24 protein-coding genes are annotated in these 26,809 nt (G+C 71.5%); 10 read left to right on the forward strand and 14 right to left on the reverse strand.

Features of this window, described 5'->3' with window-relative positions; all coding sequences use genetic code 11:
• Positions 1–23: 23 nt before the first annotated feature.
• Together BLQ62_RS03945 and BLQ62_RS03950 are read right to left on the reverse strand one after the other, a co-directional pair.
• Positions 24–1,184 carry a saccharopine dehydrogenase NADP-binding domain-containing protein gene (locus BLQ62_RS03945; protein WP_068567428.1) on the reverse strand — a complete coding sequence of 387 codons (1,161 nt, stop codon included), beginning with the start codon at positions 1,182–1,184 and terminating at the stop codon, positions 24–26.
• Positions 1,181–2,248 (reverse strand): alpha/beta hydrolase family protein, encoded by a 1,068-nt coding sequence (locus BLQ62_RS03950; protein ID WP_068567156.1) that lies wholly within the window; start codon positions 2,246–2,248, stop codon positions 1,181–1,183. The genes BLQ62_RS03945 and BLQ62_RS03950 overlap by 4 nt, the downstream gene beginning before the upstream one ends.
• 65 nt (positions 2,249–2,313) lie before the next feature.
• On the opposite strand from BLQ62_RS03950, the gene rfbA reads away from it, so the two are divergent.
• Both rfbA and rfbC read left to right on the forward strand, forming a co-directional pair.
• Positions 2,314–3,183, forward strand: a complete 870-nt coding sequence (rfbA, locus tag BLQ62_RS03955) for a glucose-1-phosphate thymidylyltransferase RfbA (protein ID WP_068567154.1) — start codon at positions 2,314–2,316, stop codon at positions 3,181–3,183.
• Positions 3,180–3,749 carry a dTDP-4-dehydrorhamnose 3,5-epimerase gene (rfbC, locus tag BLQ62_RS03960; protein WP_068567152.1) on the forward strand — a complete coding sequence of 190 codons (570 nt, stop codon included), beginning with the start codon at positions 3,180–3,182 and terminating at the stop codon, positions 3,747–3,749. Before rfbA ends, rfbC begins: the two co-directional genes overlap by 4 nt.
• A 4-nt stretch (positions 3,750–3,753) precedes the next feature.
• On the opposite strand, the gene BLQ62_RS03965 is transcribed toward rfbC, so the two are convergent.
• The 7 genes from BLQ62_RS03965 to BLQ62_RS03995 all read right to left on the reverse strand — a co-directional run bounded on the left by BLQ62_RS03965 (position 3,754) and on the right by BLQ62_RS03995 (position 12,971).
• Entirely contained in the window at positions 3,754–5,022 is a 1,269-nt protein-coding gene (locus BLQ62_RS03965) for an RNA polymerase sigma factor (protein ID WP_068567427.1), read from the reverse strand.
• Positions 5,023–5,056: 34 nt separating this feature from the next.
• The gene (locus tag BLQ62_RS03970; protein WP_231857664.1) at positions 5,057–5,428 is read right to left on the reverse strand and encodes a YciI family protein; all 372 of its coding nucleotides are present in this window, start codon (positions 5,426–5,428) and stop codon (positions 5,057–5,059) included.
• Positions 5,429–5,563: 135 nt separating this feature from the next.
• Positions 5,564–6,928 carry a M1 family metallopeptidase gene (locus BLQ62_RS03975; RefSeq protein WP_068536469.1) on the reverse strand — a complete coding sequence of 455 codons (1,365 nt, stop codon included), beginning with the start codon at positions 6,926–6,928 and terminating at the stop codon, positions 5,564–5,566.
• Between the two features lie 36 nt (positions 6,929–6,964).
• Positions 6,965–7,441, reverse strand: a complete 477-nt coding sequence (locus BLQ62_RS03980) for a GNAT family N-acetyltransferase (protein WP_231857663.1) — start codon at positions 7,439–7,441, stop codon at positions 6,965–6,967.
• 50 nt (positions 7,442–7,491) lie between these two features.
• Positions 7,492–7,875 (reverse strand): GntR family transcriptional regulator, encoded by a 384-nt coding sequence (locus tag BLQ62_RS03985; protein ID WP_068567150.1) that lies wholly within the window; start codon positions 7,873–7,875, stop codon positions 7,492–7,494.
• Entirely contained in the window at positions 7,872–8,852 is a 981-nt protein-coding gene (locus tag BLQ62_RS03990; protein ID WP_068567148.1) for a hypothetical protein, read from the reverse strand. Before BLQ62_RS03990 ends, BLQ62_RS03985 begins: the two co-directional genes overlap by 4 nt.
• A gap of 210 nt (positions 8,853–9,062) precedes the next feature.
• Positions 9,063–12,971 (reverse strand): Pls/PosA family non-ribosomal peptide synthetase, encoded by a 3,909-nt coding sequence (locus BLQ62_RS03995; RefSeq protein WP_170842892.1) that lies wholly within the window; start codon positions 12,969–12,971, stop codon positions 9,063–9,065.
• A 151-nt stretch (positions 12,972–13,122) separates the two neighbouring features.
• Between BLQ62_RS03995 and BLQ62_RS04000 the strand changes: the two genes are divergently transcribed.
• Positions 13,123–14,085 (forward strand): alpha/beta hydrolase, encoded by a 963-nt coding sequence (locus BLQ62_RS04000; protein ID WP_139184150.1) that lies wholly within the window; start codon positions 13,123–13,125, stop codon positions 14,083–14,085.
• A gap of 50 nt (positions 14,086–14,135) precedes the next feature.
• Complete coding sequence (locus BLQ62_RS04005) at positions 14,136–14,708, forward strand: hypothetical protein (RefSeq protein WP_139184151.1); 573 nt, start codon at positions 14,136–14,138, stop codon at positions 14,706–14,708.
• A 33-nt stretch (positions 14,709–14,741) separates the two neighbouring features.
• Here BLQ62_RS04005 and BLQ62_RS04010 read toward each other — a convergent pair whose 3' ends face one another.
• Positions 14,742–15,476 (reverse strand): ankyrin repeat domain-containing protein, encoded by a 735-nt coding sequence (locus tag BLQ62_RS04010; RefSeq protein WP_068567141.1) that lies wholly within the window; start codon positions 15,474–15,476, stop codon positions 14,742–14,744.
• A complete protein-coding gene (locus BLQ62_RS23990) occupies positions 15,473–15,976 on the reverse strand; it encodes a nucleoside deaminase (protein WP_068567139.1) in 504 nt (167 codons plus the stop codon). Before BLQ62_RS23990 ends, BLQ62_RS04010 begins: the two co-directional genes overlap by 4 nt.
• Before the next feature lie 63 nt (positions 15,977–16,039).
• Between BLQ62_RS23990 and BLQ62_RS04020 the strand changes: the two genes are divergently transcribed.
• Positions 16,040–16,393, forward strand: coding sequence for a VOC family protein (locus BLQ62_RS04020; protein ID WP_068536460.1), 354 nt, complete (start codon positions 16,040–16,042; stop codon positions 16,391–16,393).
• Between the two features lie 13 nt (positions 16,394–16,406).
• Here BLQ62_RS04020 and BLQ62_RS04025 read toward each other — a convergent pair whose 3' ends face one another.
• Both BLQ62_RS04025 and BLQ62_RS04030 read right to left on the reverse strand, forming a co-directional pair.
• Complete coding sequence (locus BLQ62_RS04025; protein WP_068536459.1) at positions 16,407–16,694, reverse strand: putative quinol monooxygenase; 288 nt, start codon at positions 16,692–16,694, stop codon at positions 16,407–16,409.
• Between the two features lie 79 nt (positions 16,695–16,773).
• Entirely contained in the window at positions 16,774–18,642 is a 1,869-nt protein-coding gene (locus tag BLQ62_RS04030) for an ABC transporter ATP-binding protein (protein WP_068536458.1), read from the reverse strand.
• A 322-nt stretch (positions 18,643–18,964) separates the two neighbouring features.
• Between BLQ62_RS04030 and BLQ62_RS04035 the strand changes: the two genes are divergently transcribed.
• The 5 genes from BLQ62_RS04035 to BLQ62_RS04055 are packed head-to-tail and all read left to right on the forward strand — an operon-like array spanning position 18,965 to position 25,793.
• On the forward strand, positions 18,965–19,882 hold the full coding sequence (locus BLQ62_RS04035; protein WP_068567137.1) for a SpoIID/LytB domain-containing protein: 918 nt from the start codon (positions 18,965–18,967) through the stop codon (positions 19,880–19,882).
• 33 nt (positions 19,883–19,915) lie between these two features.
• A complete protein-coding gene (fgd, locus tag BLQ62_RS04040; RefSeq protein ID WP_068536455.1) occupies positions 19,916–20,926 on the forward strand; it encodes a glucose-6-phosphate dehydrogenase (coenzyme-F420) in 1,011 nt (336 codons plus the stop codon).
• A 24-nt stretch (positions 20,927–20,950) separates the two neighbouring features.
• Positions 20,951–23,080 carry a phosphate acetyltransferase gene (gene pta / locus BLQ62_RS04045; protein ID WP_068567134.1) on the forward strand — a complete coding sequence of 710 codons (2,130 nt, stop codon included), beginning with the start codon at positions 20,951–20,953 and terminating at the stop codon, positions 23,078–23,080.
• The gene (locus tag BLQ62_RS04050) at positions 23,077–24,234 is read left to right on the forward strand and encodes an acetate kinase (RefSeq protein WP_068567131.1); all 1,158 of its coding nucleotides are present in this window, start codon (positions 23,077–23,079) and stop codon (positions 24,232–24,234) included. The genes pta and BLQ62_RS04050 overlap by 4 nt, the downstream gene beginning before the upstream one ends.
• The gene (locus tag BLQ62_RS04055; RefSeq protein ID WP_068536447.1) at positions 24,234–25,793 is read left to right on the forward strand and encodes an adenylate/guanylate cyclase domain-containing protein; all 1,560 of its coding nucleotides are present in this window, start codon (positions 24,234–24,236) and stop codon (positions 25,791–25,793) included. Before BLQ62_RS04050 ends, BLQ62_RS04055 begins: the two co-directional genes overlap by 1 nt.
• A gap of 48 nt (positions 25,794–25,841) precedes the next feature.
• Here the strand turns inward: BLQ62_RS04055 and BLQ62_RS04060 are convergent, their stop codons facing one another.
• Positions 25,842–26,768 carry an ABC transporter substrate-binding protein gene (locus BLQ62_RS04060; RefSeq protein ID WP_068536444.1) on the reverse strand — a complete coding sequence of 309 codons (927 nt, stop codon included), beginning with the start codon at positions 26,766–26,768 and terminating at the stop codon, positions 25,842–25,844.
• Between the last annotated feature and the right edge of the window lie 41 nt (positions 26,769–26,809).

Below are 26,809 nucleotides of genomic sequence, written 5' to 3' on the forward strand. Positions count from 1 at the left end.
CTCGATGAGCGCGCGCGTCGAGATCACTCCCTCAGCCACCCGGCCTCCTCGTCGACGATCATCCGTGTTCCGGGGAACGCTACCGCCAGGTCCGCGAACAGGCGCGGACCGTCGAGCAGGGCGTCCGGCGGGTGGACGCCGGGGCGGCGCACCGCCGGCAGCTGCGCCGCAGCGAGTGCCGCGGGGACACCGGTGACGGCCGCCATGTCCTGCAGCAGCGCACCGTCGGTCTCCAGACGGGCGCAGACCCGGAGGTCCCGCCCGCCGACGGTCCCGTCGGCCGCCGCGAAGAAGGGCGGCAGGGTGCCGGCTCCGCGTCGCGTCCACGCTCCCGGTAGCGAGCGCAGGACCCTCGACCACGAGGGCGGTTCCAGGAGCTCCGCGGCCCCGTCGGGTGTGAGTCGCCCGCCGTCGATCTCGCGCCGGAGCACGTCGAGGTAGGCGGCGGTGCCCGGTCGCAGCAGCATGAGACAGGCCGATTCGCCCGACGGTGCGACGGTGCGGCGCAGGGTGATCGGTTCCGGATGGCCGACGGTGTACGCGGTGCCGCGCCGGCCGCCCGGCAGGGTCAGCCGGACGGCGCGCAGTGGTGCTCGGCGGACCGGGGCGCCGGCCGCGAGCTCGACGACGGTGCCGCTGCACTGGTGCATCCAGTGGACGCCCGCCGCACCCGGCATCGTGCCTCCGCCTGTGCCGGCGGCGCCCGCGGCATCGACCGGCCACGCGGTGTAGAGGTCGCGCACCCGGTCCAGCCGCGCGGCGGCCGCCGCGGCGAGGAGCGTACTGAGGCCGGGGCTGGCGCCCGCGCCGATGACGGCGCAGATCCCGGCCGCACGCGCGGCACCGTCGAGCTCGAGGAACTCTGCGGTGGGTTCCCAGTCGTCGCAGATGTCCATGTAGTCGGTTCCGGTGTCGACGGCCGCGCGCAGCACGTCGGCGCCGAAGCGGTAGTACGGCCCGACAGTGCTCAGCACCACGTCGACGTCCGCCAGGAACCCGCGGAGCGCGACACCGTCGGCGACGTCGACACGGCGGGCCGTGGCCGCGGGCAGCGCCGCCGCGACGCTCTCGGCGCGGGCCCGGTCGAGGTCCGCGACCACGAGGTCGTCGACACCGGGAAGCGCGGCGAGGGTCTGCGCGGCGCGGGACCCCATGGCCCCGGCGCCGAGGACGGCGAACCTCATTCCGTGACCGCCCGCCACTGCTCGGCGAAGGCGGTGAGCCGGTCGAGGTATCCGGGCGCGTAGATCGAGCGCGGCGCGACGACGGCCTGCGCGATCACGCGCGGGTCCGTGCTGCGGTACTCGATGTCGTCGCGGGTGAGGCTGTGCGTCGCGCCGGGGAAGGTCTGTTCGGTGAGCAGGCCGGGCCGCATCTGCGCGGCGTAGACGCGCGCGGTCTCCGCGGTGTCGACGTTGCGGTCGGCGCTGCCGAGGAGCAGGAGGGTGGGAACGCCGATCCGGTGGATGTCGGCCGTTGCGTCGGCGCGGAAGTTGCGCAGGACGAAGCCGTAGCGGTCTTCGCTCATCGGTTCCCCGTCGACCTTCGACTCCAGGTACTCGCGGTAGGTCGCGCCGCGCTCGAGCAGCGCGACGTTCGCGGCCCGCCGGGCGAGGACCTGCTGTCGTTCCTGATCGGACGCGTCGCGCAGGTCGCTGCGCAGGTTGAACCCGCCCTGCCGCAGCCAGTTCACCGCCGCGCCGACGAGGACGAGGAACCGCAGGTCCGGACGCTTCGCCGCGATCGGCGGCAGCACCCACCCGCCCTGGCTCACGCCCCACGCGCCCATCCGGGCCGGATCGATCTCGGGCCGGGTGCGCGCCCAGTCGAGGGCGGCGGCGACCTCGGCGCCGCGGTCGGCGAGGGACTGGTCCAGCCAGTTGCCCGGGGCGCCGCCGACCCCGGCCTTGTTCCACGCGAGGGTCGCGTACCCGGCCTTGGCGAAGGCCTCCCACAGCGGGCGGTAGGCGTCGTCGCGCGAGGCGTTCGCGGCACCGTCGCCGTGCACGAATACGACGAGGCCGTGGCGGCCCGTCGTGCCCTTGGGCGTGGTCAGCACGGCGTCGAGCCGACCGCCGGTATGCGCGTCGGCGGCCGTGCCGCCCGCGGCGAGCGCGTCGGTGACGGGAATGCTGACCCGCTGCTCGTCGAAGGCGAAGGTGTTCGCCACTGCGATCCGCACCCCGAGCGGCACCGTCAGAGCGGCGACGAGGGCGATGACGACGAGAGCCCACTGCTTCTTGTTCATGAAACGATCATATCAGTGACGATCGTTCAAAGTATGACCGTTTTGGGATCCGATAGAGTCGCCACATGCGAGGGATCATCCTGGCCGGCGGGACCGGAAGCCGGCTGCACCCGATCACCGTCGGCGTCAGTAAGCAGTTGCTACCGGTCTACGACAAGCCGATGATCCACTACCCGCTCTCGACCCTTATGCTGGCGGGAATCCGCGAGATCCTGGTGGTCACCACTCCCGCGGACGCCGATCAGTTCCGCCGGCTCCTCGGTGACGGCGCGCAGTTCGGCGTGCAGATCAGCTACGTCGTGCAGGAGCGGCCGGACGGCCTGGCGCAGGCCTTCGTCCTCGGCGCCGATTTCATCGGCGATCAGACCGTGGCGCTGATCCTGGGGGACAACATCTTCTACGGTCCGGGCCTGGGTACCCAGCTGCGCCGCTTCGACGGTGTCGACGGTGGTGCGGTGTTCGCCTACCGGGTGGCCGACCCGCGCGCCTACGGGGTCATCGAGTTCGACGATGCCGGCCGTGCGATCGGCTTCGAGGAGAAGCCGGAGCGGCCGCGCTCGCAGTACGCGGTGCCCGGCCTGTACTTCTACGACCCCTCCGTCGTCGAGGTGGCGCGGGGGCTGCGGCCCTCGGCACGCGGCGAGTACGAGATCACCGACGTCAACCAGCACTACCTGCGCGAGGGGCGGCTCTCGGTCGAGGTGCTCCCGCGCGGCACCGCGTGGCTCGACACCGGCACCTTCGACGCCCTCGCGGACGCCACCGGTTACGTGCGCGCCGTGGAACAGCGGCAGGGCACCAAGATCGGCGCGCCCGAGGAAGTGGCGTGGCGGTCCGGCTTCATCGACGACGCGCAGCTGCGCGAGCACGCGGACCGGCTCAGCAAATCGGGGTACGGCGCCTACCTGCACGGTCTGCTGGAGGAGGGCCGGTGAACGTCACGCCGCTGCCGATCACCGGCGCCTTCGTGCTCGACCCGATCGTCCGCCCGGACGCGCGCGGCGAGTTCTTCGAGCTGTTCAAGGCCTCCGCCTTCCGCGAGGCCACCGGCCATGAGCTCGTCGTCGCGCAGACCAACGTCTCGGTCAACCGCGTGGGTGCGGTGCGCGGCATCCATTACGCCGATGTCCCTCCGGGGCAGGCGAAGCTGGTGGCGTGTCTGCACGGCGCAGTCCTCGACGTGATCGTCGACCTGCGGGTCGGCTCGCCCACCTTCGGCGCGGTCGAGACGGTGCGTCTCGACGCCGAGGGGCACCGCACCGTCTACCTCGCGGAGGGGCTGGGCCACGGTTTCTGCGCCCTGACCGACGGCGCCGTCGTCGCCTATCACGTCTCCTCCGAGTACAACCCGTCCGCGGAGCACGGCGTCGACCCGCTCGATCCCGACCTGAACATCGCGTGGCCCGAAGAGGTTCCGCCGATCCTCTCCGAGAAGGACACGGCGGCACCGTCGCTGGCTCAGGCGCGGGCGGCCGGGGCCCTGCCCCGCTGGCTCGGCTGACCGATCACCCCGCCGCCGAACGGTTCTCCTGCGCCCGACGGCTGAGCAGCCTGCGCTCGCCCGCGTTGCGGGTGCGCCGCGCGGCCTCGTCGAACCGGTCCGCGGCCTCCGCGTGCCGACCGGCGCGCTCCAGCAGATCACCGTGGACGCTCGGCACAAGCGGCGCCTCGCCGAGTACCGCCGGATCGACCGCGTCGAGCACGGCGAGCCCCGCCTCGGGGCCGAAGGCCCGCCCATGCGCCACAGCACGATTGACCTCGACGACCGGCCCGGGCGCGGCGTGGGCCAGCGCGTCGTAGAGGCGCGCGATCCGGGCCCAGTCGGTGTCGGCGGGCGTCGTCGCGCGGGCGTGCTGCGCGGCGATCGCGGCCTGCAGGTAGTAGCGGCCCACCGGGATCCCGCGCGCGGCGAGTTCCTCGGCGCGACGCAGGGCGGTCAGGCCGCGCCGGATCAGGAGCCGGTCCCAGCGCTCCCGGTCCTGATCGTCGAGGAGGACAGGCGCGCCGTCGGCACCGGTGCGGGCGTCGAGGCGGGAGCCCTGCAGCTCGACGAGCGCCTGCAGCCCGTGCGCCTCCGGCTCATCGGGCGCGAGCCCGGCGAGCATGCGGGCCAGGCGAATCCCCTCCCGCGCGAGGTCGGGGCGCATCCAATCCTCGCCCGCGGCCGCGGAGTAGCCCTCGGTGAAGATCAGGTAGATCACCGCCATCACGTCGTCGAGCCGGCGCGTGCGTTCCTCGCCGGTGGGCAGTTCGAACTCGGCGCGGGCCGTGGTGAGTGTCTTCTTCGCGCGGGAGATGCGCTGCCCCATGGTCTTCTCTGGGACCAGGAAGCCGCGGGCGATCTCGGCGGTGGTGAGGCCGCCGACGACGCGCAGCGTGAGCGCCGCCCGCGACTCGGGGGTGAGCGCCGGGTGGCAGGACAGGAAGATCAGGCGCAGCGCGTCGTCTTCGATGAAGTCGACCTGCGCGTCGAGATCGGGCATGACGTCGTCCTCCCGCAGGCCGCGGCCGATCTCCTCGGTCTTGCGGCGCAGGTTCTCGGCGCGGCGGATCGCATCGACGCCGCGCCGTTTGGCGGTGGTCATGAGCCACGCGGCCGGATTGTCGGGAACGCCCTTCTCCGGCCACTGCTCCAGCGCGGCGACGAGCGCGTCCTGCGCCAGGTCCTCCGCGAGCTGGATGCTGCGGGTCATGCGGGTGAGCGCGCCGATGAGGCGCGTCGATTCGGCGCGCCACGTGGCGGTGATCGCTTCGGCGGTGGTCCCGGCTGGCACGACGACCAGCGTAGGCGGGACCACCGCCGATGCGTCAGGCGTCCGCCGGGGCGGGCGGTTCGTCCGAGATCTGGCGGAGCGTGGAGACCATGGTCAGCTCGGGCCAGTGCGTGGCGTGCAACTGCGCGAACTCCTCCGACGCGGCGACGGCCTCCTCGACGGTGTCGTACTGCAGCAGCGACCAGCCGCCGACGACCTCCTTCGATTCGGCGTACGGGCCGTCGACCCGGGTGATCTCGCCCTTGCGGACGACGAAGTTGACTGCGTCCTCGGTGCCGTAGAGGCCGCCACCGTCGAGGAAGTGGCCCTTCGCGGCCTGCTCGCCGATGTAGACGTCCATCGCGTCGAACAGGGCCTGCGGCGGGGTACCGACCTCGGGGCCCTCCGCCATCCGTACGAATCCCATGAAACGAGGCATATCGATCAGTCCTTCTGTGTGTGGTGAGCGTGTCTCGTCCATGCGTCGAACGGGACGAGCCCGTTTCGACATCATCCCCACGAAAAGTTTCCGCCGCCGGCGGAACGCCGCGATCCGGCCCCGTCAGAGGGCGGTGAGCACCGGAAGTGGAGGCAGCGCGGTCTCGTAGAGCCAGGTCCGCCACAGCTCGCGCAGGGGCTCCGGGCTGTGCTTGGCGACGAGCGTGATGAAGTCCTCGGTGGTGACCGACTGGTGTGCGTACTCGGCCGTCCACTCGTGCAGCACCGTGAAGAACGCCGGATCGCCCAGTGCGACGCGCAGCGCGTGCACCGTCAGCGCCCCCCGCTTGTAGACGCGGTCGTCGAACATCAGGTCCGGGCCGGGATCGCCGACGACGATGTCCGTGCGCGAGGCCGCGAGCTTCGCGTAGTAGCGGGCCGCCATCTGCTGCGTGGTGGCCTCGCCGCACTCCTGCGCCCACAGCCACTCCGAATAGCAGGCGAAGCCCTCGTGCAGCCAGATGTCCTTCCACCGCGTCAGCGTCAGCGAATTGCCGAACCACTGGTGCGAGAGCTCGTGCGCCACGAGCCGCTCGGCGTCGCGCGTCCCGTCGCAGTGGTTGGCGCCGAAGATCGACACCGTCTGCGCCTCGACCGGGATCTCCAGCGTGTCGTCGGTGACCACGACCGTGTACTGCGGGAACGGGTACGGGCCGAACCAGCGGGTGAAGGCGCGCATGATGCGCTCCTGGTTGCCGAAGCTGCGCTGGAAGTCGGAGGTGAGGCGGGCCGGGACGGCGGCGCGGATCGGCACCGGCTTCTCGGCGACCTTGAGCAGGTCGTAGCTGCCGATCTGAATGGTCGCGAGGTAGGACGCCATCGGTTCGGCCTGCTCGTAGACCCAGGTGGTGTGGGCGGCGGAGACCTTGCGCGAGACCAGGTTGCCGTTGGAGACCACGCGGTACGGGGAGTCGGTGGTGATCGCGATGCGGTAGGCGGCCTTGGACGCCGGGTGATCGTCGCAGGGGAACCACGACGGTGCGCCGCTCGGCTGCGAGGCGACGATGACGCCCTCGGAGAGCTCCTCCCAGCCGACCTCGCCCCAGGTGGAGCGGATCGGGCGCGGGGTGCCCGCGTACCGGATGGAGATCGTCATCGCCGCGCCGGCGGGGACCTCCGCGGCGAGAGTGAGTTCGAGCTTGCCGCCGCGCTGGGTGTAGCGCTGCGGCCGTCGCCCGTTGATCGCGATCTTCGACGCGCTCAGCGCATCGGAGAGGTCGAGCGCGAACCGCTTGAGCGGCTCGTTCGTGGTGGCCGTGATCTCGGCCCTGCCCTCGAGCCGGTTGCTCTCGACCTTGTACGAGAGTTCGAGGTCGTACCGCGAGATCCGGTAGCCGGGATTACCGTGCCCGGGGATGTACGGATCCACCGCGCGGGCGTGCTGCGGATTCGGTGCGGCGACGAGCTTCGGCCTGGCCGATTTGCGCACCACGGATCCACTTCCTTTTCGCTCGGGTTCGGGGGATCACCTTACCGGCTTGCGCAGCGTCACGGTCGCCACGCCGCCGTGCGGCGCCGGTTCGGGTTCGGAGACGACGTAGCCCGCGCGCTGGTATGTCCGGATGTTGCGTTCGCTGCCCGCGCCGGTGAACATGATGAACTCCTCGGTGCCCGGCGGGGCGAGCGACTCCATCAGGGAGATCAGCTCGGTGCCCAGGCCCCGGCCGGCGAGGTCCGGGGCCACCATCACCCGCCCGATGTGCCAGCGGTGCTCCGGCTCCGCCCGGCCGCGGACCGCACCGATCAGCCGACCGTCGAGGCGCATGACGAACGTCGCCCACTGCGCCGTCCACTGCAGGATGTCGTCGTGCGTCTCGGTCAGCGGCGGGATCTCGAGGCTGTTGTTCGCGATCGCCTCCTGCACCCAGCAGCAGCGCTGCAGGACGAGCAGTTCCGCCACGTCGCTCGGCATGAACGGGGTGATCTCGAGCCCGTCGCTCACGGTGGCCCTTTCGTCGGGGGAGTCTGGGATCAGCCTAGTGCCGCGGCAGCTCAGGCCCGGGCACGCAGCGCCGCGACGACAGCGTCGAGTGCGGCCTGCGGCGGGGCGTCGAGGTGCCGGGCCGCGTCGGCGTACCGCGCGGCGGCGACGCGGAGCGCCTCGGCGTCGTAGGAGGGCTCCTCGTGTGGCAGGCCGACCACTCGCGTTCCGCCTCCGCGTCTACTCTCGATCAGGCCCGTGGCTTCGAGCTCCCGATACGCGTGAGCGGCTGTGCCGACGGCGATCCCGAGGTCGCGGGCGAGTTGGCGCAGCGGAGGCAGCTTCGAGCCGACGGGCAGCGCGCCCGATGCGATGTGGCCCGTGATCTGTCGACGGATCTGCTCGAACGCCGGAGTGGGATCCGAGTCGTCGACGCCGATGCGAGGCGCCGTCATAGGGCGGTGGCCTCGTCGTCGGATTCGCGCTGAGCGGAGCTTGCAGCAGCGGAGAGCGCGGTCGGCACCGGAGGACGGGCGAAGACGACCAGCGCGACGACGATGCCGAGCATCAGCAGCACGCTGATCGCGTCGGCGATGTAGGAGGGAGCGGTTGAGGCCAACCACGTGGGCCAGCCGTCGATCGGCTCGCCGCCGACGCGCACGTGATCGAGATAGTCGAGTGCAGCATTCCTCGGGATCTCGAGTCCGTCCCCGTCCATGATGACGAAGACGGCGGGGATGTAGAGCAGGCACAGCGCGCGGACGGCGGTGCCGCTGCGCCCCCAGCTGTCGCTGCCGGTGAGCGGATCGATGTCGGGGCGTCGGGTCGCGGCAAGGATCACCCAGACGGCGAGGACACCTGTGATGACGAAGGCGGCGTAGTCGATCCAGATGCCCGCGGCATTCACGGAGTACTCGACGGTGGGCGGATTGCTCCGACTCTCCAGCGTCTGGGCGGTGCCCAGCGGGGTGGTGAGGATCAGCGGGGTGAGCGCGGCGACCGCGAAAACCGAACCGAAGGCCACAAGCAGCCACCGGGGGAACAACTCCCGGACGCCCCGCGGTGCGAGCGTCGCGACGCGTGGGCCGGAGGGGCGAGTCGTCATCTCGGTGAGGAGCATCGCGATGAGCGGAAGCAGATAGAAGCCGGGGGACCAGAGGAGACCGAGGGCGAGCCTGATGGGCGCCGGTGTGGCGGTCGGATTGGTCGGATCGAGTGTTTGGGCGACGATTCCGTAGACCGTCAGGACGATGGCGGCCGCGATCGGGACGATGAACGCGACTTTGAGGTGCTTGCGCATCGTTCGCCGGTACGCGCGGTAGCTCGCCGACTGCGGTGCCGAATCGTCCGGCGTCAGTGTGCGCGCGACGACGTAGAACAGTGCGACGATCATCGCGACAGCGACGATGCCCAAGAGCGGCGCCAGCGGCATTGTGAACTCCTTGTGTCAGTGGACTGGCACAAGACTAGGCGTAGGGGGGCCGCTTGTGTCAATCAACTGGTTCAAGTGGTCAGTCGAAGGCGCTCAACGCGGGCGACCGCCGTCGACGACGGTCGAAAGCGCCGCTCGCCCCGCAAATTTGCGGGGCGAGCGGAGATCTCTGCGGGGAGCGGCGCGACGGGGTGCGCCGGCACCGTCGGGCTAGTCGCGCTTGCGCTTGCCCTCGCCGACGGCCCACGGAGAGATGGGGTTGCCCTGCCACTTGGTGTTGGCGGGGACGGAGTCGCCGCGCACCACGAGGGAGGCGGGGCCGACGGTGGCGCCGTCGCCCAGCGAGGAGGCGGGCAGGGCCACGCAGTGCGGGCCGAGCGTGGCGCCCTTGCCCAGCACGACGGTGTCCATCGCCATGATCCGGTCGTGGAACAGGTGCGTCTGCACCACGCAGCCGCGGGAGACGGTCGCGGCATCGCCGAGCGTGACCAGGTCGGCTTCGGGGAGCCAGTAGGTCTCGCACCAGACGCCGCGCCCGATCTTCGCGCCGAGCATCCGCAGCCACAGGTTGAGGATCGGCGTACCGGTGGCGGCGTGTGCGAACCACGGCGCGGCGACGCACTCGACGAACGCGTCCGAGAGCTCGTTGCGCCAGACGAAACTCGACCACAGCGGGTGCTCCTCGCGCCCGATCCGCCCGACCACCAGCCACTTCGCGGCGGCGGCGACGCAGCAGGCGATCGCGCCCGCGACGAGCAGCGTCACGCCGGACAGGAGTGCGGCGAACCACCAGCCGACGTTGATCACGAAGTAGTTCAGCGCGATCAGCGTTCCCAGGCCCAGGCCGAAGCTCACGAAGACAGCGAGCAGGCGCGCCGTCTCGACGGTGCCGCGGGCCAGGCGCAGCGCGAGCGACGGGTGGTAGGTGAACGTCGAATCCGTGTTCCCGGCGGTGCGGCGCAGGCGGACCGGGGGCGAGCCGAGCCAGGAACTGCCGCTCTTGGCCTTCGACGGGGTGGCGCTGAGCACGGCGACGAGGCCGTCCTTCGGGACGCGACGGCCCGGTCCCGTCATCCCCGAGTTGCCGAGGAAGGCGCGCTTGCCGATCTTGGCCTCGTCGATGCGCATCCAGCCGCCGCCGAGCTCGTAGCTGCCGACCATCGTGTCGTCGGCGAGGAAGGAGCCGTCGCCGATGGTGGTGAACTTGGGGATCACCATGGCGGTGGAGATCTCGGCGTCCTTGCCGACCTTGGTGCCGAGCATGCGGAACCAGATGGGCGTGAGCAGCGAGGCGTACAGGGGGAACAGGAAGGTGCGTGCGGAGTCCATCAGGCGCTCCGTGGCCCAGACCTGCCAGCCGACACTGCTGCGGACGGCGTGGTAGCCGGGTCGCAGGCCGATCGAGAGCAGCCGTACCGCGATGAGCGTGAGCAGCGCGTAGACCACGAGCGAGACGATCACCGCGACGGGCAGCGCCGGGAGGGCGCGCCACGCGGCCTGCTCCAGGTTCGTGGAATCGCGCACGACCCAACCGATCAGCGCCAGTCCGGCGCCGATCGCCACCATCGGCAGACCTGCGAGCAGCACCGAGGTGATGCCGTAGATCCACACCCAGTAGGGCTTGCGCGGCGGGCGCTCCGAGGGCCACGGGTGCTCGGCCTTGCCGATCTTCTCGGCGGGGGAGCCGGCCCAGTGCTGCTTGGCCTTGACCTTGCCGAAGACCGCGGAGCCCGGGGCGATCTCGGCGCGACGACCGATCTTCGCGCCCGGCAGCAGCGTGGAGCGCGCCCCGACGGACGCCTCCTCGCCGATACTGATCGCGCCGATGTGCAGTTCGTCGCCGTCGAGGTAGTGGCCGGCGAGGTCGACCTCGGGTTCGACCGAGGAGCGGTCGCCCAACTCGAGCATGCCGGTCACCGGCGGCAGCGCGTGCAGATCCACGCCGCGGCCGATCTTCGCGCCGAGTGCGCGGGCGTAGTAGATCATCCACGGTGCGCCGGAGAGGTTCTCGGCGCCCGATGCGGCGGTGAAGCGCTCGGCGATCCACAGTCGCAGGTGCTCGGGACCGCCGCGCCGGTAGACGCCGGGCTGCAGCCCGCCCAGCAGCAGGCGGCACGCGATCACCGACAGCGCCATCCGGCCGATCGGCGTGATGAACACCAGGAACAGCGCGAGGACGATCCACCAGCTCAGCGTCGGCAGCAGGTCCGAGCCCGTGGCCCACGCGAAGACGTTGTTGGCGATGGCCATCCAGGTCAGCCACTGCAGGCCGGTCAGCGTGGTGAGCGGTACGGACAGCACGATCTGGGCGATCCCCGTCGAGCGCGGGGTGGGCCGCACGATCCGCGGCTCGACGACCTCCGCCGGGGAGAGCGAGTCCAGGTACGCGGCGAGCGAGCCGAGGCGCGGGTGGTCGTAGAGATCGGCGACGGTGACCGACGGGTACTGCTCGCGCAGCGCCGTGACCAGCTGGGCCGCGCTGAGCGAGCCGCCGCCCTCGGCGAAGAAATCGGCGTCTTCGCTGGTGATCGCGGCGCCCAGGATCCCGGCCCAGCGTTCGGCGACCCATGCCGCGGTGCCCTCGAGGTCACCGGTGTCGGTGTCGTCGGAACCGGGCAGCGGCCACGGCAGCGCGTTGCGATCGACCTTGCCGGAGGTGCGGGTGGGCAGCTCGTCGACCAGGGCGAGGCGGGGTACCAGCGCCGCCGGTAGCTCCTTCGCGAGCAGCGCGCGCGCCGCCCCCAGGTCGAAGTCGGGATCGGTCGAGGCCAGGTAGCCGACGAGCATGGAGGTGCCCGCGGAGTTCTTCCGCACGGCGGCCGCCGCGCCGGACACGCCGGGCAGGTTCTGCAGCGCGTTGTCGACCTCGCCGAGCTCGATCCGGCGTCCGCCGACCTTGACCTGGTCATCGGCGCGGCCCTCGAACAGCAGGCCCTCGGGCTCGAGGCGCACCAGGTCGCCCGAGCGGTAGGCCCGCTCCCAGCCCAGCGTCTCCATCGGCGCGTACTTCTCGGCGTCCTTGGCGGGATCGAGGTAGCGGGCCAGGCCCACGCCGCCGATCACCAGCTCGCCGGACTCACCCTCTGCCACCGGGAGCGACGTGGCGGGGTCCACGACCGCGAGGTCCCAGCCCTGCAGCGGCAGGCCGATGCGGACCGGGCCCGTGCCGTCGAGGGGCGCGGCGCACGCGACCACGGTGGCCTCGGTGGGGCCGTAGGTGTTCCACACCTCGCGGCCGTCGACGGCGAGCCGCTGCGCCAGCTCGGGCGGGCACGCCTCGCCGCCGAAGATGAGCAGGCGCACGGCCTCCAGGGCCTCGGCCGGCCACATGGCGGCCAGGGTCGGCACCGTCGACACGACGGAGATGTCGCGGGACACGAGCCAGGGCCCGAGGTCCATGCCGGACCGCACCAGCGAGCGCGGCGCGGGCACCAGGCAGGCGCCGTGGCGCCACGCGAGCCACATCTCCTCGCAGGAGGCGTCGAAGGCGACGGACAGCCCGGCCAGCACCCGGTCGCCCGGCTTGAGGGGCTCGGCCTGCAGGAACAGTCGGGCCTCGGCGTCGACGAACGCCGCCGAGTTGAGATTGGTGACGGCCACGCCCTTCGGGGTGCCGGTCGATCCCGAGGTGAAGATGATCCAGGAATCGTCCTCGGGCGTGGGGAGGCGGTTGCCGGGCTCGGCGGTGCCGGCCTCGATCGCGGCCGCGCGCTCCTTGGTCTCGGGCGCGCGCCACAGTCCGTCGCCGGTGAAGATCGCGGCCGCCGCGGCCTCGCCGAAGACGAGATCGGCGCGCTCCTGCGGATCGTCGGCGTCGACGGGGACGTACGCGGCGCCGGCGGCCAGCGTCGAGAGGATCGCGACGTACAGCGAGCGGTGCCCGGACGGCATGCGGATGCCGACGCGGTCGCCGGCCCGCACGCCGCTCCGGCCGAGGAAGTCGGCGCCCTCGAGCACTTCCTCCCACAGCTCGGAGTAGGTGAGCACCACGTCACCGTCGTCGATGGCGGGGACCTCGGGGAAGGCGTCGACTGTCGCCTTGAGGATGTCGATCAGGGTCCGGGGCGCGGGGGCCGATGCGGACAGCAGGTACTGCGGGGGGATCTCGTTCGGGACCACGGTGGCCGACTTCCTCCGGATATGCAGACGGGCACGACAGAGAACACAAGACTTCGCGTTGATTGTGTCAGGTCACAGGAACGCCGCCGAACCGACCGGCAGGGCTAAGCTTGAAGGATAGATTACTGGCCAGTAACAAGGAGTGTTCGACATGGCCGTCATCGCCCATCGAGGCCGCAGTGTGCGTGCCCTGGTCGTGCTGTGGTTGACCCGGATGTTCATGAAGACGGTGTTCCGCCTGTTCCCGATGAGTGACCGGACCCTGCCGGTCCTGCGCGCGGCGGAGCCGTACCTGAGCCGGGTCCCGCAGTCGGTGCGCGGCGTGCGGATCGAGAAGATCACGCTCGGCGGCGTGCCGACCGAGCGGATCATCCCCGACGGTGACGCCGACCCGCACCCGCGCGCGGCGCTCGTCTATTACCACGGTGGCGCATTCATCGGCTGCAACCTCGACACCCATCGCCGGATCGCCGCGCTCCTGGCGCGCGGCCTGCGGGTGCCGGTCTACAACGTCGAGTACCGGCAGTACCCCGACGGTGGCGTCGGCACGTCGGTGGCCGACGGTTTCGCCGCCTACCGCGAACTGCTCGACTCCGGCGAGTTCGACCGGATCCTCGTGGCGGGCGACTCCGCGGGCGGGTACGTGTGCGCCAAGGTGATCCAGTACGCCGCCGAGGCGGAGATCCAGGGACCGACGGCCTTCGCCGGCTTCTCGCCGTTCCTCGACATCAGCGCCGGGCTGCCGCGCTCCTCGCGGCACGACGCCATGCTGCCGCTCGGCAAGATCCGCCGGCTGCGGCGCGTGCTGGGCCGTGGGCCCGAGGAGCTGCGCGGGCCGGAGGACATGACCACCGATGCGACCGCCCGTTACTTCCCGCCGAGCATCGTCTTCGCCGCGCGGCGCGAGGCCCTGGAGCTGGACGCGATGGAGCTGCACGCCGCGCTCGACCGCGCCGGCGTCGAGAACGAGGTGCACGTCTACGACGGCCAGGTGCACGCCTTCGTCGTCGCCGCCGGGCTCACCCCCGAGTCGTGGGCGGCGTACAAGACGGCCGTCGCGTTCCTCTCCGACCGGCTCACCGAGGCGGAGACGGCGCACAGCGAGGCGGCCTGAGACCTGCGAAAGGGGCGAACCCCACGCATTGCGCATCGTAAACTCGATGTGTGGCCAGGCGATGGACGCTCCTCAGGTGCGCAGCGGCGATCACCACACTGTTCGCAGTGCTCGGGGTCGGCGTCGTCGTGCCGGGCTCGAGCGGGGTCGCGTCCGCGTGCTCCTGCGCGTCCGTGGAGGTTCCGAAGGAGCTCACGGTCGTCAACGGCGTGGTCGAGAAGCAGCTGATCGGTGATCGCGCGGTCGACCTCCAGGTCCGCGTGACCTCGATGCACGGCGCACCGCCCGAACGAGTGACGGTGATCCGCGCGGAGTCCGGGCGCTATTCGTCGTGCGGTGACGACTACCTCGACGGTCAGGAGGTCCGACTGGTCGTCAAGCCCGGCGGCCCGCGGTGGGTGCATCCGATCTGCAGCAACGCGGTGCTCAGCCGCGCCGACGCCCCCGACGTCACCGGAGTCCCACCGGGGCCTGGCGCCGAGGAGCACCGCCTTCCCGGGCCGCCCCTGTCGTGGTGGAACGTTGCGAAGCAGTCGTACTGGTCCGGGCCGGCGCTCGTCGCGCTCGCGCTCGTCCTCGGGCTGGGACTCGTGGTGGTGCTGGCGCGGAGGCCGCGCGGCTGACCAGGGGCGGTGCAGCGCGGCGCCTGATCCCGCTCAGCGGCGGCGGTCGATCTCCGCGACGACGGCGTTCTGCCCCCGGGCGACGGCGTGCTCGCGGGCGGTCACGCCCTGCCGGTCCGCGAGATCCGCGCGGGCGCCCGCGTCGAGCACGAGCCGCACCGTCTCCACGTGATCGGCGTCGCCGTTGCCCAGGATCACCGCCTCCAGCAGGCAGGTCCACCCCGAGGCGTTGACGTGGTCCACGTCCACGCCCGCGCCGATCAGCAGTTTCACGTTCTCCACGTGCCCGTGCTCGCACGCGGGGATCAGTGCCGTCCCGCGGTAGCGGTTGAGGCTGCGCACGTCGGCGCCGTGCCGCAGCGTCGACGCCAGGATCTCGGTCATGCCCTCGGCACCCGCGTACAGGTAGGCGGAGTCCTCCATGTCGTCCTTGGCGTTCGGGTCCGCGCCCGCGTCCAGCAGCGCCAGCGCGATCTCGGTGTGCCCGGCCTTCGTCGCCGCGACCAGTGCCGTGCGGGCCCGGGCGATGCGGACCTCGAGGTCGGCACCGTCGGCGATGGCGGCGCGGGCCCCGGCGAGGTCGCCGTCGGTGACGGCGCGGACCAGCGCCCGGGTCGCCTCCGGGGGCGGGGCGGGGCGCACCGTCGACGACGGTGCCGGAACGCTCACGCTCGACGGTGCGCTGCTCGGCACCGGTGCGGCGGAGGGGTTCTGGGCCGCGCACCCGGCCAGGAGGAGCGCTGCGCCGGCGACGGCGAGCCGCCTCACGGTGCGACCCCCGCGGCGCGGGCGTGCAGCGCGCGCAGCTCCGCGGTGAGGGAGGGTTCCGGGCCGGACACCGGCACCGTCGGGGCGACGACGCCGATCGGCAACGGCGCGACGGGCGCGGGCGGCAGGCCCCATTCCGCGTGCCAGGCGACGAGTTGCTCGGTGCTGCCCGCGTAGACGATCCGGCCGAGGCCGACCCACGCGTGCGCGGCGCTGCACATCGCGCAGTGCTCACCCGAGGTGTACGTCACCGCGGTGGCGCGCTCGGCGGGCGTGAGGTGTTCCGCCGCCCACCGCGCGATCTCGAACTCGGGGTGCCGCGTCCCGTCGCCGCCCGCGATCCGGTTGCGGTCCTCGAAGACCACCGCGCCGCCGGAGACGAGCAGCGACCCGAAGGGCGCGTCGCCCGCGTCGAGGGCGGCACGGGCGAGGTCGACGCAGCGGCGCAGGTGGGGCAGGTCATCGGGAAGCGGTTCGGTCGTCCGGTGCTCGGTTGTCACACCCCGACCGTAACGTTCGAGTCAGGCGAATCGGGCGCCGTTCGGCCGGACGAAGGAGACCACATGGCCTTGCATCTGCACATGATCAACCTGGACTGCGCCGATGTCGCGAGGCAGGCGGCGTTCTGGTCGGAGGCGCTCGGCGTGCCCGTCGACGAGAACGACGGCAACGCCTTCATGCGCACCGTCGGGTTCGCGGAACCCGCGCTGCCGCGGATGATGTTCCTCGCCGTCCCCGAGGGCAAGACGGTCAAGAACCGGCTGCACCTGGACCTGCACGCGGACGACCGTGAGGCCGAGGTCGCGCGCCTCGTCGCGCTGGGCGCGACGCAGCTGCGCGAGCACGACGAGTGGGGCGTGCGGTGGACGGTGCTGCAGGACCCGGAGGGCAACGAGTTCTGTATCGCCCAGGGCTGACCGGGGTCGGTCGTCAGGCGACCGGGTCCATCAGCGTCGCCGTTCCGTCCTGCCGGCGGTGCGCGTCGATCTGCGGGACGAGCCGGCGGAAGTGCTCGGAGGCGCAGTGCGCGTCCAGTGCGGCGCGGTCCGGCCAGGACTCGATGTAGACGAAGTGGCCGGGATCCTCCCGATCCTGGAAGAGCTCGTAACTGATGCAGAGCGGCTCCGTGCGCGTGAGACGGACGAGCTCCTCCATGAGGGGCCGGACGATCTCCACCGCATCGGGCCGGATGTAGTCCTGCGCGATCACCTTCAGCATGGCTTCACGGTAGGCGCGCGGGGCGGTCCGCCGGGCCCGGCTTGCGGATCCGACTGTCCTCACGCGGATCCGACGGTCCTCACGCCGCCTGGTCGGCGAACTGGGTGCGGTAGAGCTCGGCGTAGCGGCCGCCGCGCGCGAGCAGCGTGTCGTGCGTGCCGCGCTCGACGATGCGCCCGGCCTCGAGCACGAGGATCTGGTCCGCCGCGCGGATCGTCGAGAGGCGATGGGCGATCACCAGTGAGGTGCGATCGGCCAGGGCCTCACCGAGCGCGGCCTGCACCGCGGCCTCCGACGTCGAATCCAGGTGGGCCGTGGCCTCGTCGAGGATCACCACCGAGGGCTGCGCGAGGAGCAGCCGCGCGATGGTCAGGCGTTGGCGCTCGCCGCCCGAGAGCCGGTAGCCGCGCTCGCCGACGACGGTGTCCAGCCCGTCGGGCAGGTGGGCCACCAGTTCCTCGAGGCGGGCCCGTCGCAGCGCGTCGCCGATCTCGGCATCGGTCGCCTCCGGATTCGCGAGCAGCAGGTTCGCGCGGATGGTGTCGTGGAACAGGTGCCCGTCCTGCGTGACCAGGCCGACGGCGGAATGCAGGCTCCGGGCGGTGATCTCACGCAGGTCGACGCCGTTGAGGGTGATCGCACCCGCGTCGGGGTCGTAGAGGCGGGTGGCGAGCTGCGCGATCGTCGACTTGCCGGCGCCGGAACTTCCGACCAGCGCCACCATCGAGCCCGGCGCCGCGGTGAAATCGATGCCGTGCAGCACGGTCTCGCCGCCGCGGGTGTCCAGGTGCGCGACCTCCTCGAGCGAGGCGAGCGAGACCTTCTCCGCCGACGGGTAGGCGAAATCGACGCCGTCGAAGCGCAACTCGGTGGGACCCTTGGCGATCGCGCGGGCGTCCGGGGCGTCGCGCACCATCGGCTCCAGGTCCAGCACCTCGAAGACGCGCTCGAAGGAGACCAGCGCCGTCATCACCTCGACGCGCGCGTTGGCGAGCGCGGTGAGCGGCACGTACAGGCGCGTGAGCAGCAGGGCGAGGGCGACGACGGCGCCGGCCTGCAGGTCGCCGCGGATCGCGTAGAAGCCGCCCAGGCCGTAGACCAGCGCCAGTGCGAGCGAGCTGACCAGCGTCAGCATGGTCACGAAGGTCATGCGGGCCATCGCGGTGCGCACGCCGATGTCGCGGACCGCGCCCGCGCGCCAGGCGAACTCGTGCGATTCGATCTCGGGGCGGCCGTAGAGCTTGACCAGGGTGGCGCCGGGCGCGGAGAAGCGCTCGGTCATCTGGTCGCTCATCGACGCGTTGTGCCGGGCCGCGCGCCGCGACATCGCGGCGATCTTCCGGCCCATGCTGCGCGACGGGATGATGAACACCGGGAGCAGCACCAGCGCGAGCAGGGTGATCTGCCAGGAGATGCTGAGCATGACGCCGAGCGTCAGCGCGAGGGTCACGACGTTGGTCACGACACCGGCGAGGGTGTCGGAGAACGCGCGCTGCGCGCCGAGCACGTCGTTGTTGAGGCGGCTGACCAGCGCGCCGGTGCGGGTGCGGGTGAAGAAGGCCACCGGCATCGTCTGCACGTGATCGAAGACCGCGGTGCGCAGCTGGTAGATCAGGCCCTCGCCGATGCGCGAGGAGAACCAGCGCGAGAGCAGATCGACGCCGGCGCCGGCGAGTGCGATCGCGGCGATGAGCAGCGCCAGCTCGACGACGGTGCTCGTCGGTCCGCCGCCGACGATCCGGTCGACCACCTTGCCGGCGAGCAGGGGCGTGGCGACCGCGAGCAGAGCGGACAGGACCGAGAGCAGCAGGAACCAGGTCAGTCGCCAGCGGTGTGGCCGGGCGAACGGCCCCATCCGGCGCAGCGTCTCGCGCGGGCTCCTCGTCGGCGCGTCCAGCGACCGATTGCCCTGGTACAGGGTGCTCCAGGCGACTGATTCCATGCTCATGCATACAAGCTTAGAACCTAAAGTTATGTTCATGTCCAGTCGTTCGCCGGCGGCGAATCCTCGGCCCTGCCGGGGTGTGGAGCGCACGCGAGTTCTCCTCGGGGAATCCGCCGATTCTCGCCTGGCGGCGGATATATCCGGCCCCGACGCGATATCGGCCGATTCCTCGAATCGCTGCGGATGCGGCCGGTCGCGGCGGGGTTCGCGACGCCGTGTGTTGCGACTGCGCTTGACAACCCTTGATCTTTACTTGAGTCTCATTAGTAACAACAGTCACGTCAGCCCCACGGGCTCGTGGCCGATGATCGAAGGAGAACCGAGGATGCCCGTGTGGATCGACGGTGGCCCGCGGCGGTCGCGGCGCAGCCGTGCCGTCCGCGCCGCGCTCGTCGCGGCGGTGCCCGCGCTCGCCATCGGCGGGGTGCTGGCGGGCTCCGGCGCACCGCCCGAGACCACCCTCGTCGACGCGCCGGGTGATGTCGCGCCGGGCTCCGCCGGCGGTCACGGGCGCGGCATGAGTCAGCTCGGTGCGCTCACCTACGCCAAGCAGGGGTGGGACGCGCAGCGGATCCTCGCCTACTACTACCCGGGCACGACGCTCGGTACCGTGCACACCGGGCTGCCCGTCACCGTCCGGCTCAGTGAGCGCAATCGCGTCGACGTGCTCGCGCCGGCCGGCGCCCTCGTCGGCGGCAAGCAGGTCATGCCCGGGCAGGCCGTCAGCATCGACGGGACCACCGCGACGATCCGCCAGGGCTGCGGCGGGCCCGTGCTCGGCACCGTCGACGCTCCGGATCGCACCGTCAGCCCGCTCACGGCCGACCAGGGCATCGCGCCCGACCAGGTCCTGCAGTTCTGCGGCGACAATGCCAAGTACCGCGGCAAGCTCGCCGCCCGCGACGACGGTGTGCTCAACATCGTGGGCATCGAGGACTACGTGCGCAGTGTGGTGCCCGTGGAGAACTCGCCCGGCTGGGCCGACCAGGGAGGCATCGCCGCGCTGCAGGCGCAGGCGATCGCTGCGCGCTCCTACGTGCTGGTCCGCGGCGCCGAGCGCGGCGAGACCTTCGACGACACCCAGGCCTCTCAGGTCTACGGCGGCGTCGACAAGGAGGATCCGCGCACCGACGCCGTCATCGTGAGCACCTACGGCCTGGTCATGGCCAAGGACGGCCGCGTCTTCGAGACCGAGTACGGCGCCTCCCGCGCCGATGATCCGGCGGCCGCTCCCGCACCGTAGGCCGAGCGCGCCGTGGCCCAGTAGTGTGAGGTCATGGCGAAGTTGCAGCTGGGGTACAAGGCATCGGCGGAGCAGTTCGGGCCGCGTGAGCTGGTGGAGATCGCGGTCGCCGCGGAGGCGGCGGGCATGGATTCGGTCGCGGTGAGCGATCACTTCCAGCCCTGGCGCGTCAACGGCGGCCACGCGCCGTTCTCCCTGGCCTGGATGGCCGCCGTCGGCGAGCGCACCGAGCGCGTGAAGATCGGCACCTCGGTGATGACGCCCACGTTCCGCTACAACCCCGCCGTGATCGCGCAGGCCTTCGCGAGCATGGCGTGCATGTACCCGGACCGCATCTTCCTCGGCGCCGGCACGGGGGAGGCGCTCAACGAGTACGCCACCGGTTTCCAGGGCGAGTGGCCCGAGTTCAAGGAGCGCTTCGCGCGCCTGCGCGAGTCCGTGCGGCTGATGCGCGAGCTGTGGTCCGGCGAGATCACCAACTTCGAGGGCGACTACTACCACACCAAGGACGCCGTCCTGTTCGACATCCCGGACAAGCCGGTGCCGGTCTACATCGCGGCCGGCGGCCCCGTCGTCGCCAAGTACGCGGGCCGTATGGGCGACGGGATGATCTGCACGTCCGGCAAGGGCATGGAGCTCTACACCGAGAAGCTGATCCCCGCCGCCAAGGACGGGGCCGAGATCGGCGGCCGCGACTACGACGCGCTCGACAAGATGATCGAGATCAAGATCAGCTACGACCCGGACCCGGCCCTGGCACTGGAGAACACCCGCTTCTGGGCGCCGCTCTCGCTGACCGCAGAGCAGAAGCACAGCGTCAACAGCTCCGCGGAGATGGAGCGGCTCGCCGATGAGCTGCCCATCGAGCAGGTCGCCAAGCGGTGGATCGTCGCCTCCGACCCGGACGAGGCCGTCGCCGCGGTCAAGCAGTACGTCGACGCGGGCCTGAACCATCTCGTCTTCCACGCCCCCGGCCACGATCAGCGCCGATTCCTGGACAACTTCCAGCGCGACCTGGCACCCCGCCTGCGTTCGCTGGGCTGATCCGCGACTGCAATAGTTGAGCCCATGGCCGAGACCGCTGAGCGATCCCCGAAAACGACCAGCATCTACATCGCCTCCCCCGAGGGCGATACGGGTAAGTCCACCATCGCGCTCGGAGCGATGAACCTGCTCACCTCCACGGGATGGACGATCGGGGTGTTCCGCCCCGTTCCGCGCTCCACCGGCGAGCAGCGCGACTACATCCTCGAGCTGCTCATCGAGCAGGCCACCGCCGATCTCGACTACGAGGACTGCGTCGGCGTCAGCTACGAGCAGGTGCACGAGGATCCGGACGCCGCGATCGCCGCGATCGTCAGCCGGTTCCACGCCGTGGCGGACAAGTGCGACTTCGTGCTGGTGCTCGGCTCCGACTACACGGACGTGACCACGCCGACGGAGCTGTCCTTCAATGCGCGGATCGCCGCCAACCTCGGCTCGTCGATCCTGCTCGCGGTCAAGGCGCTCGACCGGACGCCGGAGCAGGTCGTCGCCGTCGCCGAGCAGTCGATGGCCGAGATCCGGGCCAACCACGCCCACACCGCCTCGATCATCGCCAACCGCTGCGACCCCAAGCAGCTCGACGCGGTGTGCGCGGCGCTCAAGGCCGACACGGGCCTGCCGGTGTGGGTGCTGCCCGAGGAGCCGGTGCTCACCGCGCCCACCGTCGGCGAGCTGATGGAGGCCATGGACGGCAAGCTGCTCTGGGGCGATCCCGAACTGCTCTCCCGCGAGGCCCTCGACGTGCTGGTGGCGGGCATGACCGCCGAGCACAGCCTCGAGCGCCTCACCGAGGGCGTCGCCGTGGTCGCGCCCGGCGACCGCTCCGAGGTGCTGCTCGCGATGGTCACCGCGCACCGCGCCGCCGGCTTCCCGTCGCTGGCCGGGATCATCCTCAACGGCGGCTACGCGCCGCACCCCATGACCGCCGCGCTGGTCGACGGGCTCAAGCCGAACGTGCCGATCATCTCCGTCGAGCACGGCACCTACGAGACCGCCCGGCTGGCGGCCAAGACCCGCGGCCGTGTCGGGCCGGGGTCCGAGCGCAAGGTGGACATCGCGATCGCGCTGACCGAGAAGCATGTCGTCTCGGACGACCTGCTCGAGGCGCTGCAGGTGTCGAACCCGGGCGTGGTCACCCCGCAGATGTTCGAGTACAGCCTGCTCGCCCGGGCCCGGGCGGACCGCAAGCGCATCGTGCTGCCCGAGGGCGGCGACGACCGCATCCTGCGCGCCGCCGGCCGGCTGCTGCAGCGCGAGGTGGCCGACCTGACCATCCTCGGCCAGGAATCGCGCGTGCGCGCCCGCGCCGCCGAACTGGGCGTCGACCTCGGCGACACCGACGTCATCGATCCCAAGCGCGCGACGGACCTCATCGACAGGTTCGCACAGACCTACTACGAGCTGCGCAAGCACAAGGGCATGACGCTCGAGCGCGCCGCCGAGACGGTGGTGGACGTCAGCTACTTCGGCACGATGATGGTGCACCTGGGCATGGCCGACGGGATGGTCTCCGGTGCCGCGCACACCACCGCGCACACCATCCGGCCGTCGTTCGAGATCATCAAGACCAAGCCCGGTGTCTCGACGGTGTCGTCGATCTTCCTCATGCTCCTCGCGGACAAGGTGCTCGCGTACGGCGACTGCGCCGTGGTCCCGGACCCGACGGACACCCAGCTCGCCGACATCGCGATCTCCTCGGCGCAGACCGCGTCCCAATTCGGGATCGACCCGCGGGTGGCGATGCTGTCGTACTCGACGGGCGAATCCGGCACGGGTGCCGACGTCGACAAGGTGCGCGCCGCGACCGGGTTCGTGCGCGAGCGTGCCCCGGAGCTGTTGGTGGAGGGCCCGATCCAGTACGACGCCGCCGTCGACCCCGGCGTCGCCGCCTCGAAGATGCCCGACTCCGCGGTGGCGGGCAAGGCGACCGTCCTCGTCTTCCCGGACCTGAACACGGGCAACAACACCTACAAGGCCGTGCAGCGCTCGGCCGGCGCGATCGCGATCGGCCCGGTGCTGCAGGGCCTCAACGCCCCGATCAACGATCTCTCGCGCGGCGCGCTGGTCGAGGACATCGTCAACACCGTGGCCATCACGGCGATCCAGGCGCAGGCGTTCGCGGCGGAGCGCGCCGCGGGAGAGGGGCGGTCATGACCGCGGTCTCGGGGACGGTCCTGGTCCTCAACTCCGGCTCGTCGTCGCTGAAGTACCAACTGCTGCACCCGGAGACGGGTGAGGTGGTGCACGGCGGCATCGTCGAGCGCATCGGCGAGAGCGAGGTGCCCGACCACAAGGCGGCGCTGCGCCGGGTCTTCGAGGAGTTCGCCGGGCGCGGCCTCGACCTCACCGACGGTGCGGGCACCCCCGCCGGGATCGCCGCCGTCGGGCACCGGGTGGTGCACGGCGGTCGCTCCTTCCATTCGCCCACGCTGATCGACGATCACGTTCTCGCCGAGATCCGTCGGCTCAGTTCGCTCGCGCCGCTGCACAATCCGGCGAACGCGCAGGGCATCGAGGTGGCGCGCGAGCTGCTGCCCGGCGTGAAGCAGGTGGCCGTCTTCGACACCGCCTTCTTCTACGACCTGCCGCCGGCCGCCGCGACCTACGCGATCGACCGCGAGCTGGCCACCGAGCACGCGCTGCGCCGCTACGGTTTCCACGGCACCTCGCACGAGTACGTCTCGCAGCGGGCTGCGGCGTTCCTCGGGCGGCCGGACGCCGAGGTGAATCAGATCGTGCTGCACCTGGGCAACGGCGCCTCGGCCTCCGCGGTGCGCGGTGGCCGCGCGGTGGACACGTCGATGGGCCTGACGCCGCTCGAGGGGCTCGTCATGGGCACGCGCAGCGGCGACATCGATCCCGGTCTCGTGCTGCACCTCGCCCGGACCATCGGCATGACGATCGACGAGATCGACGACCTGCTCAACCGCCGCTCGGGCCTGCGGGGCATCTCCGGTGAGAACGACTTCCGGGCGCTGCGCACGCTCATCGAGAACGGCGACGAGCACGCGCGGCTCGCCTACGACGTCTACATCCACCGCCTGCGCCGCTACATCGGCGCCTACCTCGTCGACCTCGGGCGGGTGGATGCGATCACCTTCACCGCGGGCGTCGGCGAGAACGCGGCCCAGGTCCGCGCCGACGCCCTCGCCGGGCTCGAGGGATTCGGCATCGTCGTCGATCCGGAGCGCAACGCCGGCCGCGTCACCGAGCCCACCTGGATCTCGCCCGACGAGGCGCCCGTGGCGGTGCTCGTGATCCCGACCAATGAGGAGCTCGCGATCGCCCGCGAGGCTGCGGCACTCTGATGCCCCTCGGGCTCGCCGCGGGATCCGAGGGCGACGGGGCCGACTACGGCTCGCCGCTGCTGGGCACGCGGACCGAGGGCGCGCGGGAGCGCCGCACGCGCACCGTCGCGCTGATCGCGGTGAGCTCCTCGGTGGCCACGCTGATCGGCGGCGGCTTCGCGGCCATGCTCATCGTGGTCGGCATCCCCGAGCCCTCCGTGCAGCGCCCCGAACTGCAGACGATCAACACCGTGGCGGTGCCGTCGTACATCGCGGCGGGCCTGGTCGTCGGGCATCTCTACACCTTCTGGCTGGTGTTCCGCTCGCTGCGCTGGACGGGAGGGGAGGATCCGCCCACGCCGCAGGAGGCCGCCGACGCGCTGGCGCTGCCGCGCCGCCTGTACTGGTTCGAGATGCTCGCCTGGCTGTGCGCAGCGATCCTGTTCGGCTGGCTCTACGGCCGGGTCGACGCCGACCTGGTGCCGAAGGTCTCGCTGGTGGTGCTCGGCGCCGGGCTGATGACCTCGGGTGTGGTGCGGGTGCTGACGGAGTTCAGCCTGCGTCCCGTCACGGCGATCGCGCTCCAGGTCACCCGCCCCGAGCCCCGGCACCAGAGCCTGCAGGGCCGCTCGCTGCGGCTGTGGCTGCTCGGCTCCGGCCTGCCCTTCCTCGGCGTCATCACCGTCGCGCTGTTCGCGCTGTTCGAGCCCGCCGCCACCGTGCGCGGCATCGCCGTGAGCATGTGCGCCTTGGCCGCCGGCGGCTTCTTCGCGGGCATGACCTTCAACCTGCTCTCGTCCTCGCGCGTGTCGGCGCCGGTCAAGAGCGTGACCACCGGCATGCGCCGGGTCTCCGAGGGCCGCTACGACACCGAGGTCGTGGTCTACGACGGGACCTCGTTGGGGGATCTGCAATCCGGGTTCAACGCGATGGCCGCCGGGCTGCGTGAGCGTGAGCGGGTGCGCGACCTCTACGCCCGGCAGGTCGGCGAGCAGGTCGCCCGCGCCACCATCGAGAGCGAACCCGAGCTCGGCGGCGTCGAGCAGACCGTCGCGGTGATCTTCATCGATCTGGTCGGCTCCACGGCGCTGGCCGCGCAGCGCCCCGCCGCCGAGGTGGTGCAGATCCTCAACCGGTTCTGCGGCGTCGTCGTCGCCGAGGTCAACAGCCGCGGTGGGCTGGTCAACAAGTTCGAGGGCGACGCCGTCCTGGCGATCTTCGGCGCGCCCGCCCCGCTCACCGATCCGGCCGGCGCGGCCCTGTCCGCCGCCCGCGCGATGATGCGGCGCCTCGCCCGCGAGGTGCCCGAGGTGCGCGCCGGCTGCGGCGTGACCCACGGTGTCGTCGTGGCCGGGTACGTCGGTGCCGCGGATCGGTTCGAGTACACCGTGATCGGCGATCCGGTCAACGAGGCCGCGCGCCTGTCGACCTACGCCAAGGCGGACCCGACGGTGCCGTGGGCCTCGGCCCCGGCGGTCGAGACCGCCGACCCGGCCGAGGGCGCGCGGTGGCGCGAGGGCCCCGTCGACGTGCTGCGGGGCCGGACCCAGCCGACCCGGATGTACCTCGCGAAGCGCTGACGCGGGCGCGGTACGGCCGGGCCGCCGCGACCCGCGGCGACGGTGCCGTCAGGCGAAGGAGGGCAGCCGCGGCGGCAGCTGCTGCAGCACCCACTCGATGGTGACCGGGTTGGGCATGGACATGGCGTTGCCGATCGTCCGGTCGATGGTGGTGACCCGCTTGTCGCGGTTGACGGGAAGGGACCGGAAGGCGGTGTCCTCGGAGACCTTGGTGCCGTAGTCGAGGTAGACGAGCGCGTCGAGGTCGAGCACGTCCACGCGCTCGGCGGGGATCTCGGCGAAGAACTTCCCCTCGGGGATCAGCGAAGTGATCGTCTGCGGCAGGGTGAAGCCGAGCATCGTCAGCACCTGGCCGCGGCCGTCGGTGGTGGCGTAGGCGTAGAAGCCGCCGTCGGACTTGGGCAGGACGGTGGCGGCCGTCTTCCCTTGATACTGCGGGTGCTGCTCCTGCGTGCGGCGGATGGTCCCGTCGGTCTTGGTGATCAGCGCATCGCCCTGCGCCGAGCGCCCGATGCCGCCGGCGATCGCGCGGACCTGGTCCTGCCAGGGCACGCCCCAGGCCGCGAACTGCGCGGGCCGCCGGACGACGGGGGCGATCGCCTCGAGGCGCGTGAAGGTGGCGTCGTCGAAACCGGAGTTCACCGCGACGATCACGTCCGGCTTCGCGGCGGCGAGGGTCTCGATGGCCTTGGTGTCGAGGTTCGTCCCGGTGCCGAGCAGCATCTGCGGGTTCTTGCCCTGCAGGAGCGGCTTCGACCACTCGCCGACGGGCTCCTTCGCGTCCTGGGCCCAGGGCGCGACCAGCACGGGGACGACGCCGAGCGCGAGCAGTGTGTCCACGTCGCCGAGGCCCAGCGAGGCCACCCGCTGGGGGCCCGCCGGGGCGTCGTCCGAGGAGCTCCGACCGGAGTCCGACCCGCACGCTGCGAGAGAGAATGTGAGCACGATCGCGAGCACCGTCGAGACCAGACGCATACCGCCCCTTCCATAGAATGAAGGGCAGCCTATCATTACGG

The organism is Tsukamurella pulmonis, from assembly GCF_900103175.1.
Taxonomy (GTDB): Bacteria; Actinomycetota; Actinomycetes; order Mycobacteriales; family Mycobacteriaceae; genus Tsukamurella; species Tsukamurella pulmonis.